Origin of the sequence: Pantoea sp. YU22 (assembly GCF_003970755.1) — a bacterium.
Taxonomy (GTDB): Bacteria; Pseudomonadota; Gammaproteobacteria; order Enterobacterales; family Enterobacteriaceae; genus Pantoea; species Pantoea piersonii.
Genome location: NZ_RYDU01000015.1, coordinates 21,488 through 36,192, shown reverse-complemented (window position 1 = coordinate 36,192; position 14,705 = coordinate 21,488). Strand labels below are relative to the sequence as shown.

At 58.7% G+C, this 14,705-nt stretch carries 14 protein-coding genes; 5 read left to right on the top strand and 9 right to left on the bottom strand.

Going from position 1 to position 14,705, the window contains the following annotated elements; all coding sequences use genetic code 11:
• Nucleotides 1–204 precede the first annotated feature (204 nt).
• From EKL29_RS17810 to EKL29_RS17800, 3 genes are all read left to right on the top strand, one after another.
• Complete coding sequence (locus EKL29_RS17810; protein ID WP_269950165.1) at nt 205–1,083, top strand: MurR/RpiR family transcriptional regulator; 879 nt, start codon at nt 205–207, stop codon at nt 1,081–1,083.
• Between the two features lie 106 nt (nt 1,084–1,189).
• The gene (gene pyk, locus EKL29_RS17805) at nt 1,190–2,632 is read left to right on the top strand and encodes a pyruvate kinase (protein WP_126690347.1); all 1,443 of its coding nucleotides are present in this window, start codon (nt 1,190–1,192) and stop codon (nt 2,630–2,632) included.
• Between the two features lie 81 nt (nt 2,633–2,713).
• Nucleotides 2,714–3,946, top strand: a complete 1,233-nt coding sequence (locus EKL29_RS17800) for an MFS transporter (RefSeq protein WP_120453851.1) — start codon at nt 2,714–2,716, stop codon at nt 3,944–3,946.
• A 159-nt stretch (nt 3,947–4,105) separates the two neighbouring features.
• On the opposite strand, the gene lpxM is transcribed toward EKL29_RS17800, so the two are convergent.
• The 3 genes from lpxM to znuA form a co-directional block, all read right to left on the bottom strand.
• A complete protein-coding gene (lpxM, locus tag EKL29_RS17795; RefSeq protein WP_120453849.1) occupies nt 4,106–5,080 on the bottom strand; it encodes a lauroyl-Kdo(2)-lipid IV(A) myristoyltransferase in 975 nt (324 codons plus the stop codon).
• 122 nt (nt 5,081–5,202) lie between these two features.
• Nucleotides 5,203–6,534: a murein DD-endopeptidase MepM gene (mepM, locus tag EKL29_RS17790; RefSeq protein ID WP_126690346.1), complete on the bottom strand. Its 1,332-nt coding sequence runs from the start codon at nt 6,532–6,534 to the stop codon at nt 5,203–5,205.
• 13 nt (nt 6,535–6,547) lie between these two features.
• A complete protein-coding gene (gene znuA, locus EKL29_RS17785; protein WP_120453845.1) occupies nt 6,548–7,507 on the bottom strand; it encodes a zinc ABC transporter substrate-binding protein ZnuA in 960 nt (319 codons plus the stop codon).
• 77 nt (nt 7,508–7,584) lie between these two features.
• Here znuA and znuC point away from each other — a divergent pair, with 77 nt between their 5' ends.
• A complete protein-coding gene (gene znuC / locus EKL29_RS17780; RefSeq protein ID WP_120453843.1) occupies nt 7,585–8,340 on the top strand; it encodes a zinc ABC transporter ATP-binding protein ZnuC in 756 nt (251 codons plus the stop codon).
• On the top strand, nt 8,337–9,122 hold the full coding sequence (znuB, locus tag EKL29_RS17775) for a zinc ABC transporter permease subunit ZnuB (RefSeq protein WP_126690345.1): 786 nt from the start codon (nt 8,337–8,339) through the stop codon (nt 9,120–9,122). Before znuC ends, znuB begins: the two co-directional genes overlap by 4 nt.
• Here the strand turns inward: znuB and ruvB are convergent, their stop codons facing one another.
• The 6 genes from ruvB to aspS form a co-directional block, all read right to left on the bottom strand.
• Entirely contained in the window at nt 9,123–10,127 is a 1,005-nt protein-coding gene (gene ruvB / locus EKL29_RS17770; RefSeq protein WP_120453839.1) for a Holliday junction branch migration DNA helicase RuvB, read from the bottom strand.
• 8 nt (nt 10,128–10,135) lie between these two features.
• Nucleotides 10,136–10,750, bottom strand: a complete 615-nt coding sequence (ruvA, locus tag EKL29_RS17765; RefSeq protein ID WP_126690344.1) for a Holliday junction branch migration protein RuvA — start codon at nt 10,748–10,750, stop codon at nt 10,136–10,138.
• A gap of 141 nt (nt 10,751–10,891) precedes the next feature.
• Nucleotides 10,892–11,419 (bottom strand): crossover junction endodeoxyribonuclease RuvC, encoded by a 528-nt coding sequence (gene ruvC, locus EKL29_RS17760; protein ID WP_120453835.1) that lies wholly within the window; start codon nt 11,417–11,419, stop codon nt 10,892–10,894.
• Nucleotides 11,420–11,456: 37 nt separating this feature from the next.
• Nucleotides 11,457–12,200 (bottom strand): YebC/PmpR family DNA-binding transcriptional regulator, encoded by a 744-nt coding sequence (locus EKL29_RS17755; protein WP_033746507.1) that lies wholly within the window; start codon nt 12,198–12,200, stop codon nt 11,457–11,459.
• A gap of 279 nt (nt 12,201–12,479) precedes the next feature.
• Complete coding sequence (nudB, locus tag EKL29_RS17750; RefSeq protein WP_126690343.1) at nt 12,480–12,911, bottom strand: dihydroneopterin triphosphate diphosphatase; 432 nt, start codon at nt 12,909–12,911, stop codon at nt 12,480–12,482.
• A complete protein-coding gene (gene aspS / locus EKL29_RS17745; protein ID WP_120453831.1) occupies nt 12,911–14,692 on the bottom strand; it encodes an aspartate--tRNA ligase in 1,782 nt (593 codons plus the stop codon). The genes nudB and aspS overlap by 1 nt, the downstream gene beginning before the upstream one ends.
• Between the last annotated feature and the right edge of the window lie 13 nt (nt 14,693–14,705).

The following is a 14,705-nucleotide window of genomic DNA, read 5'->3' as shown; positions in this document are numbered from 1 at the left end:
GTGATACTGCGTGCGCTTTTACCCACTGTAGCGTTGCGGCCGATGTCCGGCAAAATCGAATCCGGTTCAAATTATGACAAAAATTTTCAGTATCGGCTTACCCATACTTGCGCGCGGTCATGGTGAACGCGGTATATTCACGCTTTTATGCCCCCTCTGCCAGCCATTGCTGGCATCGATAAAAGTGATAACGGTCATCGGGTTATGAACATTCAGGAAAAAATCGAGGCGCAGCTGGCGACGCTCAGCAAGTCGGAACGTAAGGTCGCCGCGCAGATCCTCGCCGCTCCGCAGGAAGCGATACACTCCAGCATTGCCCGCCTGGCGCGCGCCGCTGACGTCAGCGAACCGACCGTTAATCGCTTTTGCCGTCGGCTTGGTACTCGCGGCTTCCCCGATTTTAAACTGCAGCTGGCGCAGAGCCTGGCGAAAGGACTGAGCTGGGTCAGCCGCGACGTGGATGAAGATGACGATACCGCGGGTTACAGCCATAAAATTTTCGACTCGGCGCTGGCCGGTCTGCAACGCGTACGTAACCAGCTCGATCTCGCCGTGGTGCAGCAGTCGGTAGCGGCCCTGTCGCAGGCGCAAAAAGTGGCGTTCTTTGGTCTGGGCGCCTCGGCGGTGGTGGCGCACGACGCCTTTAATAAATTTCTGCGTTTTAATCTGCCGGTCGTCTGGTCTGAGGATATTGTGATCCAGCGCATGAGTTGTATAAATAGTCGTTCAGACGACGTTTTTGTTTTAATTTCACATACTGGCCGCACGAAAAATATGGTAGAACTGGCTCGCCTTGCCGGTGTAAACGGTTCCACTGTGATAGCCATCACTTCTCCCGCGTCCCCGCTTGCCGAGGTCGCCACGCTGGCGTTAACGCTTGATGTTCCGGAAGATACCGATGTCTATCTGCCGATGGTTTCCCGCCTGGCGCAGCTCACCGCTATCGACGTGCTGGCGACCGGATTTATTCTCGAGCGCGGCGGCGCGTTTCGTGAAAACCTGAAACGAGTGAAAGAGGCCTTAAAAGATTCGCGTTTCGATAAGCCCGACACCATGGAAAACGCAGCGAAACAAAAAAATTAACATCACATTTACAATGTGAGTCGTATCACAGGCTCTCCTTCAGTTAGAATAATCATCACGCCCTGTCCACTTTAGGGGATACGCAAATTTGTCAACGGAGTCCTTCATGTCAAGACGTCTCAGAAGAACCAAGATCGTTACAACCCTCGGCCCGGCCACAGACCGCGATAATAATCTGGAAAAAATCATCGCCGCAGGCGCAAACGTTGTTCGACTCAACTTCTCTCACGGCACCCCGGAAGATCATCAGCTGCGCGCCAATAAAGTGCGCGAAATCGCCGCGAAGCTGGGTCGTCACGTCGCGATTCTGGGCGATTTGCAGGGCCCGAAAATTCGTGTCTCGACCTTTAAAGAGGGCAAAGTGTTCCTCAACGTGGGCGACCGTTTCCTGCTGGACGCCAGCCTGAGCAAAGGCGAAGGCGATAAAGAGAAAGTCGGCATCGACTATAAATGCCTGCCAGAAGATGTGGTGCCAGGGGACATTCTGCTGCTCGACGATGGACGCGTGCAGCTGAAGGTGCTGGAAGTCCAGGGCATGAAGGTGTTCACCGAAGTCACCGTCGGCGGCCCGCTCTCCAACAACAAAGGCATTAACAAGCTCGGCGGCGGCCTGTCAGCTGAAGCGCTGACCGAAAAAGATAAAGCGGACATTATTACCGCCGCAAAGATCGGCGTCGATTACCTGGCGGTCTCTTTCCCGCGCAGCGGCGAAGATATGAACTATGCGCGTCGTCTGGCGCGCGAGGCGGGCTGTGAAGCGCAGCTGGTAGCGAAAGTCGAACGTGCCGAAGCGGTCGCGACGCAGGAAGCGATGGACGATATTATTCTCGCCTCCGATGTGGTGATGGTGGCGCGTGGCGACCTGGGCGTCGAAATCGGCGATCCCGAACTGGTTGGCATTCAGAAGGCGCTTATTCGCCGCGCGCGTCAGCTGAACCGCACCATCATCACCGCCACGCAGATGATGGAGTCGATGATCACCAATCCGATGCCTACACGCGCCGAAGTGATGGACGTCGCTAACGCCGTACTCGATGGTACCGACGCCGTTATGCTGTCAGCGGAAACCGCCGCTGGTCAGTACCCCGCTGAGACCGTTTCCGCCATGGCGAAAGTGTGTCTGGGCGCGGAAAAGATCCCCAGCGTGAACGTATCCAAGCATCGCCTGGAAGTGACCTTCGACAATATCGAAGAAGCGATTGCGATGTCGGCTATGTATGCGGCTAACCACCTGCAGGGCGTGACCGCTATTATCACGATGACCGAGTCAGGCCGCACGCCACTGATGACGTCGCGCATTACTTCCGGTCTGCCGATTTTTGCTATGTCGCGCCATGAGCGCACCCTGAACCTTACGGCGCTCTATCGCGGCGTGACGCCGGTGTTATTTGACAGCGATAATGATGGCGTGGTGGCTGCACACGATGCGGTCAATCTGCTGCGCGATAAAGGCTTTCTCGTCTCGGGCGATCTGGTCATTGTGACGCAGGGCGATGTTATGGGCGCGACCGGCACCACCAATACCAGCCGGGTGCTGCGCGTAGACTAACGCGCGCCCAGCCGCTGTTCTGAAGCTGTAAACAACGCGACCGCCTGGCGGTCGCGTTTTATTTTTCTAAAAGGAGTCTGGATGCCGCGCTATCAACCCGTCAGCAAACTCACGGCAGGCCTGCTGCTGTTTCCGCTGGCGCTGGTGCTGTTTGAATTCGCCACCTATATCGCTCACGACATGATCCAGCCCGGTATGCTGCTGGTCACCCAGGAGTTCGCCGTCGGCCCGGAGTGGGTGTCGACATCGCTGACCGCCTACCTGCTTGGCGGCGTGGTGCTGCAGTGGCTGCTTGGTCCGCTCTCCGATAAATATGGCCGTCGCCCGGTGATGCTGGGCGGCATTCTCTTTTTCATTGCGGCCTGCGTATTGACCACCTGGGTCGGTTCCATCAGAGAATTTGTCGCGCTGCGCTTTATTCAGGGCATTAGCCTCTGCTTTATTGGCGCGGTCAGCTATGCGGCGATTCAGGAAGCCTTTGACGAGGCGCTGGCGGTACGCGTTATGGCGCTGATGGCGAACGTCGCGCTGCTGGCACCGCTGGCTGGCCCGCTGGCGGGCGCCGCATGGCTGACGGCAGCGAGCTGGCGCAGTATGTTCTGGCTGTTCGCCCTGCTCAGCGCCCTCGCCTTTATTATTCTGTGGCGCGTAATGCCTGAGACCGCTGGCGACCGCAGCCACTCGATAGCGCTGCCGCAGCTGGCGCGCACCTATCGCCAGCTGGCGCGCGACCGGATGGTGATGCTGGGCTCTTTCGCCATCGGGCTGGTGTTTATCCCCATTCTGACCTGGGTGGCACTCTCGCCGGTGATCCTGATGCATGAGGAGCATCTGTCGCGTATGCACTATGCCCTGCTGCAGCTGCCGGTTTTTCTGGCGATGATTGCCGGGAATATTACGCTGGGCAAGCTGGCCGGGCGCGTCCCCATTGAGCAGCCGGTCAAGTTCGCCGCCTGGCCGATTCTCGCTGGGCTGGGCATCGCGCTGCTGGCGAACCTGCTGAACAGCCACAGCTACCTGTTTCTGACCGCCGGACTGAGTCTGTACGCCTTTGGCGCGGGGATGGTTAACGCCGGGCTTTATCGCCTGACGCTCTACGCCAGCGACGCGGGCAAAGGCAGCGTTGCGGCCATGCTGGGGATGATCAGCATCCTGACGCTGGCGATCGGTATTGAGCTGGCGAAAAGCGGGTATTTTAACGGCGGGACGCCCTGGTTTAGCCTGATCAACTTCATCAGCGGCGTGCTCTGGTTTGTGCTGGTGACGCTGTTTCTACGCGAGCGCAAGCGGCGCGCGCAGGTAGTGGAAGTTTAGGTTACAGTGCGAATGCGAGTAGCATGGTTCGATCGCAAAGTCGCTCAAGGCATCCATGCTCGCTCGGCCCGCGACATCCCTGTCGCGGGACGCTTTGCTCTTCGACCCATGCTACTCACATAGCAAGCTGCTCAGCCGTCTGCCGTTGCGGCCTTTCTTCTATTTTCTTGGATAGAGCTCTTTGCGCTTATAGGGCTCGATATCGCCCTCTTTACGCGTCTTCAGCAGCTTTAAGATCCAGGTGTACTGCTCTGGATGAGGGCGAACGAAGACTTCAACCTCTTCGTTCATACGGCGCGCCAGCGTGTTGTCGTCCGCTTCCAGCAGGTCGTCCATCGGCGGACGCACATAGATTTCCAGCCGGTGCGTCTTACTGTTATAAACCGGAAACAGCGGCACCACGCGCGCGCGGCACACCTTCATCAGACGGCCAAGCGCGGGCAGCGTCGCTTTGTAGGTGGCGAAGAAGTCGACAAACTCGCTGTGTTCGGCGCCGTGATCCTGATCGGGCAGGTAATAGCCCCAGTAGCCCTGGCGCACAGAGCTAATAAAAGGTTTGATGCCGTCGTTGCGGGCATGCATACGGCCACCGAAACGACGCCGCACCCGGTTCCAGACGTAATCGAGCAGCGGATCGCTCTGGTTATGAAACATCGCCGCCATCATCTGCCCTTCCGAGGCGAGCAGCATAGCGGGAATATCCACTGCCCAGCCGTGGGGCACGAGGAAAATAACGTTCTGCTTTTCCGCCTGCAGCTGGTCAATGATTTCACGACCGTGCCAGTCGACGCGCTGGCGGATCCGCGCCGGATCGCGCATGCCCAGTTCCGCCATCATCGCCATTGCCTGCGGCGCCGTGGCGAACATCTCATCGACAATATCGCTGCGTTCCGCTTCGCTCAGCTCCGGCAGACAGTAATAAAGATTGATCAGCGCGCGACGACGGGCACCCTTAGCCAGTTTACCCGCCATTTTTCCCAGCCTGCCGAGCAGCGGATCGCGCACCTTCGCCGGTAGCATCGCCATGCCCGCCAGCGCGCCGATTGCCAGCCAGCCGCCCCAGTATTTCGGTTTCAGGAAAGAACGTTCAAAAACGGGAATAAACTCAATATTCTTTTTTTTTGGGGTTTCCATGCACTCGCCTCAATCAATGACGCGCTAATGATAGTGGCGACAGGTAAATTTGCAATCCCCGATGCGGAATGGAAAAACCGACGCGTTATGCGTCGGTCTTATGGCGTAGCGTTGCGAGCGGATTACTCAAGGCGCAACAGCGGCAGATTGGTTTTCACCTGCGCCAGATAATCGCTGCGCTCTTTGCCGGTCAGGCCTTCCATACGCGGCAGTTTCGCCGTCAGCGGATTGACCGCCTGGTTATTGATCCAGATTTCAAAATGGAGATGCGGTCCGGTAGAGCGGCCGGTATTACCCGACAGCGCGATACGATCGCCGCGCTTTACCTTCTCGCCCGGCTGCACCAGCACCTTTTTCAGGTGCATATAGCGCGTCATATACTGACGGCCGTGGCGAATAGCCACATAATTGCCTGCCGCGCCGCCGTTTTTCGCCATTACCACCTCTCCGTCGCCGACCGCCAGCACCGGCGTGCCGACCGGCAGCGCGAAGTCCACGCCTTTATGCGGCGCGATACGGCCCGTCACCGGATTAAGGCGACGCGGGTTAAAGTTAGAGGAGACGCGATACTGCTTCACGGTTGGAAAGCGCATAAAGCCGCGCGTCAGACCGGAACCGTTGCGATCGTAGAACTTGCCATCTTCGGCGCGGAAAGCGTAGTAGTCTTTGTCGCCGGAGCGCAGGCGCACCCCAAGCAGCTGGCTCTGCGCGCTCTTGCCGTCGAGTATTTCACGCGACATCAGCACGCTGAACTCATCTCCAGAGTGCAGCTTGCGGAAATCCATTTGCCACTGCAGCGCTTTGATCACCGCGCTGGCTTCGCTGCTGGTCAGGCCGGCACGCTGCGCGCTGCTGGCGAAGCTGCCATGCACCTCGCCTTTTAATACGCTGTTCTGCCACTCACCCTTTTGCATTTTGGTCTGCATGGTGAATGCGCCGTTATCACCGCGCTGATAGACGCGGGTTTCACGACGGTTGATATCCCATGTGAGAGACTGCAAAGCGCCGTCATCGGTTAAGGTCCAGCTCAGCTGCTGGCCGACCTGCAGGTTGCGCAGCTCTTTATCGCTGCTCACCAGCGCGTTGATGTCGCCCAGATCGATGCCGTACTGATTCAGGGCGCTGCTCAGCGTATCGCCGGAAGAGACGGTATATTCATGCGTTCCCGCTACGTCCGGCACATCGCTGTCGATGTCGTCGCCGGGCAGTTCCTCTTCAGGTTCGGAGGTGGTCTGATCGATCGGTTCGCTGGCCTCTGGCAGCAGCGTACGCAGTTGATTTTTATCCAGTTCGATGCTTTTAACGATCGGCATCGCATCATCGGCGGGATGGTAGATATAAGGCCGCCAGACGGCGACGGCCAGAGTAGCAACGGTTAAAGTCCCCAGCATAACGCGGTGGGGGCGCGGCAAATTGTTAAATGCGAGGGCGACAGAGCGGGCTATCTGCTGCACTTTTACCTATTCCTCATGCTCCATTCAGGCAGCTCGCATACTGACCTGACAGCTGTGAAAGAAACTTCACATAGCTGTCCTGACTAAGGCTGATATTCGTCCCCAGCGGATCCAGTGTGCCTTTGCGCACTTGCGTTCCGCGGGCAACCGCATCGATGACGGCTGGCCTGAATTGTGGCTCAGCAAAGACGCAAACGGCCTTCTGCTCAACCAACTGTGTTCGAATTTGATGTAGACGCTGTGCGCCCGGCTGAATTTCAGGGTTTACGGTAAAATGCCCGCTGGGCGAGAGGCCGTAGTGTTTTTCAAAATAGGTGTAAGCGTCATGAAAAACGAAATACCCTTTGTTGCTGACCGGCGCGAGTTGCGCGCTAATGTGCTTGTCGGTAACCGCCAGTTCGCTTTCGAACTGCTGGAGATTAGCGTCAAGTTTGGCTTTGCTTTCGGGCATAAGTTCCAATAATTTGCTATGGATTGCAACCGCCGCTAGCCTGGATATTTGCGGCGACAACCAGAGATGCATATTAAACTCTCCGTGATGATGTTGATGTCCCGCTTCATCATGCGCTTCATCGCCCTGGTGCGCGGCGGCGTCGTGATCGTCATCGTCGTCTTCGCCACCCTTCAGCAGCAGCGGCTTAACCGCCTGCATATCGGCGATTTCAAGGTTTTTACTGGCGGGTAATTCAGCGGCTGGCTTTGTCATAAATGCCTCCATTTCCGGGCCGATCCACACCACTAAGTCTGCGTTTTTTATACGTTTTACGTCAGAAGGACGCAGCGAGTAATCGTGTTCGGAGGCGCCATCCGGCAGCAGCACATCCACCGGCGTGACGCCATCAGCGATGGCGGCGGCGATAAACCCCAAAGGCTTAATCGAGGCGACGACATTCGCCTGCGCAGGAAGAGAGAGCGAGGCGGCCAGCGCCAGCGCAGAAAGGGTAAAAACTGTACGCTTATTAATGTGTAACATAATGCATCATTCCATCGTGACCTGGGGATGGGATGTGATATTATAACATTCGAAATTCTGCGCAACCTGTAAATAACATGACCTCACTCGTCACGCTTGAAAACATCTCTGTGCATTTTGCACGCCGTCCCGTGCTGTCAGGCATTAGCCTGACACTGATGCCCGGACGCATCCTTACGCTGCTCGGCCCTAACGGCGCCGGGAAATCCACGCTGGTGCGCGTGGTGCTGGGACTGCTGGAGCCGACCTCAGGTCAGGTGAAGCGCGACCCGGCGCTGCGCATTGGCTATGTGCCGCAAAAACTGCATATCGATCCGACGCTACCGGTCACCGTTGAGCGTTTTATGCTGCTGACCCGCGGTGCGAAACGCGCCGACGTGCTGCCGGCGCTAAAGCGCGTGCAGGCTGGTCATCTGCTGAAAGCGCCGCTGCAAAAGCTCTCGGGCGGAGAAACGCAGCGCGTGCTGCTGGCGCGCGCCCTGCTCAATCAGCCGCAGCTGCTGGTGCTGGACGAACCGACGCAGGGCGTCGACGTGAACGGCCAGGTGGCGCTTTACGATCTGATCGACCAGCTGCGCCACGAGCTTAACTGCGGCGTGCTGATGGTCTCCCACGATCTGCATCTGGTGATGGCAAAAACCGATGAGGTGCTCTGCCTGAATCACCATATCTGCTGCTCCGGCACGCCGGAGGCGGTGTCGCAGCATCCGGAATTTATCGCCATGTTCGGCCCGAGCGGCGCGCAGCAGCTGGCTATTTACCGTCATCACCATAATCATCGTCACGATCTTCAGGGACGTATCGTGCTACGCAGAAAACAGGGTCCATCATGATTGAGTTGTTATTACCGGGCTGGCTGGGCGGCGTGATGCTGGCGCTGGCGGCCGGGCCGCTGGGATCGTTCGTGGTCTGGCGCAAAATGTCCTACTTCGGCGATACGCTGGCGCACGCTTCGCTGCTGGGCGTCGCTTTTGGCCTGCTGCTGAACATCAATCCCTACTATGCCGTTATCCTGGTGACCGTCTGCCTGGCGCTGGGGCTGGTATTCCTTGAGCGTCGGCCGCACCTGGCGATCGATACCCTGCTGGGCATTATGGCGCACAGCGCGCTGTCGCTGGGTCTGGTGGTGGTCAGCCTGATGTCGAACGTGCGCGTCGACCTGATGGCCTATCTGTTCGGCGATCTGCTGGCGGTCACGCCTGATGATTTATGGATGATGGGCGCGGGCGTGATCCTGGTGCTGGCGGTGATGGCGTGGCAGTGGCGCGCGCTGCTGTCGATGACCATCAGTCCGGAGCTGGCGCAGGTGGATGGCGTCAATATTCAGCGCACCCGCCTGATCCTGATGCTGGTGACGGCGTTGACCATTGGCGTAGCGATGAAATTCGTCGGCGCGCTGATCATCACCTCGTTGCTGATTATTCCCGCCGCGACGGCGCGCCGCTTTTCGCGCTCGCCGGAGCAGATGGCGGGCCTGGCGGTGATTGTCGGCATACTCGCCGTATCGGGCGGCCTCACCTTCTCCGCCTTCTACGATACGCCTGCCGGTCCATCGGTGGTGCTGAGCGCCGCGCTGCTGTTTATCCTCAGCATGGCGCGCAAACCCGCCGTCTGATTACTCGTTACGCGCTATGCCAAAGTGGCGATAGGCATGCTGCGTGGCCATACGGCCGCGCGGCGTGCGCTGAATAAAGCCCTGCTGGATCAAGAAGGGCTCAATCACATCTTCAATGGTTTCCCGCTCTTCGCCGATGGCGGCCGCCAGGTTATCCAGCCCTACCGGCCCGCCGGTGAACTTGTCGATAATCGCCAGCAGCAGCTTGCGATCCATATAATCGAAGCCTTCACTGTCAACGTTAAGCATGTCGAGCGCGCTGGCCGCGACGTTGCCGCTCATCTCGCCGTTGGCGCGCACCTCAGCGAAGTCGCGCACGCGGCGCAGCAGGCGGTTCGCAATACGCGGCGTGCCGCGCGAGCGCTGCGCCACTTCCAGCGCGCCTTCTTCGCTCAGCGGCAGGCCCAGACAGGCGGCGCTGCGGCTGACGATGTGCTGCAGGTCCGGCACGTTATAAAACTCCAGGCGCTGCACGATGCCGAAGCGGTCGCGCAGCGGCGAGGTGAGCGAACCGGCACGCGTGGTGGCGCCAATCAGCGTAAAGGGCGGCAGATCGAGCTTGATAGAGCGCGCAGCCGGGCCTTCGCCAATCATAATATCCAGCTGATAATCTTCCATCGCCGGATAAAGCACCTCTTCCACTACCGGCGACAGGCGGTGGATCTCATCGATAAACAGCACGTCGTGCGGCTCGAGGTTGGTCAGCATCGCTGCCAGATCGCCCGCCTTCTCCAGCACCGGACCAGAGGTGGTGCGTAAATTGACGCCCATTTCGTTGGCGACAATATTCGCCAGCGTCGTTTTCCCCAGCCCTGGCGGGCCGAAAATCAGCAGGTGATCCAGCGCATCGCCGCGCAGTTTCGCCGCCTTGATGAAAATTTCCATCTGTTCGCGCACCTGCGGCTGGCCCACATACTCCGACAGCAGTTTAGGGCGAATAGCGCGGTCGAGATTCTCTTCTTCGTTATAGCTGGCGGCGGAGACCAGACGGTCGGCTTCAATCATGACTTACCTCAAATGGCGGCGCGCAGCGCTTCCCGGATCAGGGTTTCGCAGTCTGCGTCAGGCTTGCCAACCTTACTGATCATGCGGCTGGCTTCCTGCGGTTTATAACCCAGCGACACCAGCGCCGCAACCGCTTCCGCCTCAGCATCATTGCCTGCAGGCTCGGCATCTGGCGCGGTAAGGGTAAAGGCGGATTCGCCGGAGAAGAGATCGCCATGCAGCCCTTTAAAGCGGTCTTTCATCTCGACCACCAGGCGCTCAGCGGTTTTCTTGCCGACGCCCGGCAGTTTGATCAGCGCGGCAATCTCCTCTTTCTCCACCGCCGTCACGAACTGCTGCGCCGACATGCCGGAGAGGATCGCCAGCGCCAGCTTAGGGCCGACGCCGTTGGTTTTAATCAGCTCGCGAAACAGCGCGCGCTCTTGTTTGTTGTTGAAGCCGAACAGCAGCTGCGCGTCTTCACGCACCACAAAGTGGGTAAAGATCACCGCCTCATGGTTAAGTTCAGGCAGCTCATAAAAACAGGTCATCGGCATATGCACTTCATAACCCACGCCGTGCGCTTCAATCAGCACCAGCGGCGGCTGCTTTTCCAGAATATTGCCCCGTAAACGACCTATCACCTGAACGCTTCCTTAATCAACGAATGTGGCGGGATTTATAACATAAAAAAGGCTGGATGAATATCCAGCCTGAATTTATCGACTTAGCGCACTTTCCGGCTTGTCGGCCCGACCGTCGTCAGGGAAAACCCGCGCAGCCGGTTAGCCTGAACGCAGACGCCCGCGCGTCAGCAGCAGTTTAGTGTCGCTGATGCGCGTCGCGTTCTGGCTGACGTGGCAGTGCGTAATCGCGATCGCCAGCGCATCGGCGGCGTCCGCCTGCGGATTGGCAGGCAGCTTGAGCAAGGTGCGCACCATATGCTGTACCTGGCTCTTCTCCGCCCCGCCGGTGCCGGTGACAGTCTGCTTCACCTGACGCGCGGCATACTCAAACACCGGCAGATCGAGATTCACCGCCGCGACGATCGCTGCGCCGCGCGCCTGCCCCAGCTTGAGCGCCGAATCGGCATTCTTCGCCATAAAGACCTGCTCGATAGCGAAGAAGTCCGGCGAGAACTGCGTGATGATCTCGGTGACGCCCGCATAGATCAGCTTCAGACGCGCCGGCAACTCCGTGGTATTGGTGCGGATACAGCCGCTGCCCAGGTAAGTGAGCTGGCGGCCGGTTTGACGAATCACACCGTAGCCGGTCACGCGCGAGCCGGGATCGATGCCCAGAATTATCGCCATGCCGCGTCTCCGGTGTGCAGGCTAAACGGGAACGCCATTACAGCGTTTCCGCAACCTCGTCGGAGATTTCGCCGTTATGGTAGACTTCCTGCACGTCGTCGCAGTCTTCCAGCATGTCGATCAGGCGCAGCAGCTTCGGCGCAGTTTCGGCATCCAGTTCCGCTTTGGTAGAGGGGATCATCGAGACTTCGGCGGTATCCGCTTTCAGGCCGGTAGCTTCCAGCGCATCGCGCACCGCGCCCAGCTCTTCCCATGCGGTAAAGACGTCGATCGCGCCGTCGTCATAGCTCACCACATCTTCTGCACCCGCTTCCAGCGCCGCTTCCATTACGCTGTCTTCATCCTGGCCCGGCGCGAAGGAGATGACGCCCTTCTTGCTGAACAGGTAGGAGACCGAACCGTCGGTGCCCAGGTTGCCGCCGGTTTTGGTGAAGGCGTGACGCACTTCGCCTACGGTGCGGTTGCGGTTGTCGCTGAGGCACTCCACCATCACCGCCGAACCGCCAGGACCGTAACCTTCATAGATGATGGTTTCCATATTGGAATCATCTTCGCCGCCCACGCCGCGCGCGATAGCGCGGTTCATGGTGTCACGCGTCATGTTGTTGGACAGGGCTTTGTCCATGGCGGCGCGCAGACGCGGGTTGGACGCTGCGTCACCGCCGCCGAGTTTCGCGGCAGTAACCAGTTCACGAATAATTTTGGTGAAAATTTTACCGCGCTTGGCGTCCTGAGCCGCCTTGCGGTGCTTGGTATTCGCCCATTTACTATGACCAGCCATTAGATCTTTTCTCCAGTTTAGGCATCGTACAGGCTATCTTGCTTGCGATTTTCTTCCCCGGCCGTGCTCGCACAAGTTGTTTACAACTTGAACGCCCCTGAAGGGGCGAGCTTTGCGAGTCATCCTCGCGTACAGAAGTACGCTTTGGCTGCTGCGCTGGCGGTGAACAACCTCGCGGCGCTGATAACGCCTGACTGTTTAAGTCTCAAGGTGCACTCCGGTGGGAGTGCGCCAATTTTTTACGATCCAGAATGCCGCCGGAACAGACACGGCGGGCAGCTAAATAAACTCTTCAATCGCCTGGCGATTGCTCCAGGACTTGGTAAGGGCTGCGGCAGCGGCGGGATCGAGCCAGCGCGCGGCGAGATGCTCGCTGAGCGTCGGCTGCCGCTCGGCAGGCAGCGCCAGGCGGAACCAGTGTTCGCGATTGTGCGTCACGCCTGGCGCGTAGCGATGGCGATAGTGCGGAAAGATCTCGAATTCGATCTCTTTATGGCAATCTTCCAGCGCCAGCTTTTCACCCGCAACGTCGATGGCCAGCTCTTCCAGCACTTCGCGCCGCGCCGCCTGCAGCGGGGTTTCCCCCGCCTCCAGACTGCCGGTGACCGACTGCCAGAAGCCGCTGTCATCGCGACGCTGCAGCATTAACACCCGGCCGGTATCCTGCGCGAAAATCACTACCAGAACCGATACCGGATGTTTATAGCCCATTACTTATTCTCTGACTTTTCTTTCTTCGGCGCGAGCTGAATGCCCAGATCTGCCAGCGCAGCCGGATTAGCTTCGCTTGGCGCTTCGGTCATCAGACAGGCCGCCGCAGTGGTTTTCGGGAAGGCGATCACGTCGCGGATGTTCTCAGTGCCGGTCAGCAGCATGGTCAGACGATCCAGACCGAAAGCCAGGCCCGCGTGCGGCGGCGTGCCATATTTCAGCGCGTCGAGCAGGAAGCCGAATTTCTCGCGCTGCTCGTGCTCTTCAATACCCAGAATGGTGAACACTGCCTGCTGCATTTTGCCGCTGTGGATACGTACGGAACCGCCGCCCACTTCGTAGCCGTTGATGACCATATCGTAAGCGTTCGCGACCGCGCTCAGCGGATCGGCCGCCAGCTCTTCTGCCGTCATCTCTTTCGGCGACGTAAACGGATGGTGCATCGCCGCCAGACCGCCTTCATCATCCTCTTCGAACATCGGGAAATCGATCACCCACAGCGGCGCCCAGGCGCTGTCGTTGGTAATCTGCAGATCGCGGCCCACTTTCAGGCGCAGCGCACCCAGCGCGTCCGCCACCACTTTGGCACGATCGGCACCGAAGAAGATCAGATCGCCGTCAGCGGCGCTGGTACGGCTCAGAATCGCCTCTACGATCTCTTCGTTGAGGAATTTAGCTACCGGGCTCTGTACGCCGTTGAGGCCGTCAGCGCGCGCGTTAACCTTCATCCACGCCAGCCCTTTCGCGCCGTAGATCTCTACAAATTTGCCGTATTCGTCAATCTGCTTGCGGCTCAGCTGCGCGCCGCCAGGCACGCGCAGCGCGGCGACGCGGCCTTTGGCGTCGTTGGCCGGACCGGCGAACACCTGGAATTCAACATTTTTCAGCAGATCGGCGACGTCCACCAGCTCCATCGGGTTACGCAGATCGGGCTTGTCGGAACCGTAACGACGCATCGCTTCGGCAAAGGTCATCTGCGGGAACTCGCCGAGATCGACCCCTTTTACTTCCTGCCACAGCTGGCGGATCATGCGTTCGTTGATCTCACGCACCTGCGGCGCGGTGAGAAACGACGTTTCGATATCGATCTGGGTAAATTCCGGCTGGCGGTCAGCGCGCAGGTCTTCATCGCGGAAACACTTCACGATTTGATAGTAGCGATCGAAGCCAGACATCATCAGCAGCTGTTTAAACAGCTGCGGCGACTGCGGCAGCGCATAGAATTTGCCTTTATGCACGCGGCTCGGCACCAGATAGTCGCGCGCGCCTTCCGGCGTCGCCTTGGTCAGCATCGGGGTTTCGATATCCAGGAAGCCTTCGCTGTCCATAAAGCGGCGCACAAAGCTGGAAATCTTCGCGCGGGTCTTCAGGCGCTGCGCCATTTCAGGACGGCGCAGATCGAGGTAGCGGTACTTCAGACGCGCTTCTTCGCTGTTGATCTGATTGGAATCGAGCGGCAGCGGTTCGGCGCGGTTGATAATGGTCAGCGCCTCAGCGAACACTTCTACTTCGCCCGTGGCCATCTCGGCATTTTTGTTCTTCTCGTCGCGTGCGCGAACGGTGCCGGTGATCTGGATGCAGAATTCGTTGCGCAGCTCAGACGCCAGCTGAAAAGCCTCCTGACGATCGGGATCGAAGAAGACCTGCACGATACCTTCGCGGTCGCGCATGTCGATAAAAATCAGGCTTCCCAGATCGCGACGGCGGTTGACCCAGCCGCAAAGAGTGACTTGCTGACCCACATGAGACAGATTGAGCTGTCCGCAATATTCTGTACGCATAACGTATCCTTTT

Bases quoted from the DNA above. Each gene is read 5' to 3' on its own strand.
- aspS (WP_120453831.1), bottom strand. From the start codon at position 14,692: ATGCGTACAGAATATTGCGGACAGCTCAATCTGTCTCATGTGGGTCAG.
- nudB (WP_126690343.1), bottom strand. From the start codon at position 12,911: ATGGGCTATAAACATCCGGTATCGGTTCTGGTAGTGATTTTCGCGCAG.
- pyk (WP_126690347.1), top strand. From the start codon at position 1,190: ATGTCAAGACGTCTCAGAAGAACCAAGATCGTTACAACCCTCGGCCCG.
- znuA (WP_120453845.1), bottom strand. From the start codon at position 7,507: ATGTTACACATTAATAAGCGTACAGTTTTTACCCTTTCTGCGCTGGCG.
- ruvB (WP_120453839.1), bottom strand. From the start codon at position 10,127: ATGATTGAAGCCGACCGTCTGGTCTCCGCCGCCAGCTATAACGAAGAA.
- ruvC (WP_120453835.1), bottom strand. From the start codon at position 11,419: ATGGCGATAATTCTGGGCATCGATCCCGGCTCGCGCGTGACCGGCTAC.
- EKL29_RS17800 (WP_120453851.1), top strand. From the start codon at position 2,714: ATGCCGCGCTATCAACCCGTCAGCAAACTCACGGCAGGCCTGCTGCTG.
- znuB (WP_126690345.1), top strand. From the start codon at position 8,337: ATGATTGAGTTGTTATTACCGGGCTGGCTGGGCGGCGTGATGCTGGCG.
- EKL29_RS17755 (WP_033746507.1), bottom strand. From the start codon at position 12,200: ATGGCTGGTCATAGTAAATGGGCGAATACCAAGCACCGCAAGGCGGCT.
- EKL29_RS17810 (WP_269950165.1), top strand. From the start codon at position 205: ATGAACATTCAGGAAAAAATCGAGGCGCAGCTGGCGACGCTCAGCAAG.
- znuC (WP_120453843.1), top strand. From the start codon at position 7,585: ATGACCTCACTCGTCACGCTTGAAAACATCTCTGTGCATTTTGCACGC.
- lpxM (WP_120453849.1), bottom strand. From the start codon at position 5,080: ATGGAAACCCCAAAAAAAAAGAATATTGAGTTTATTCCCGTTTTTGAA.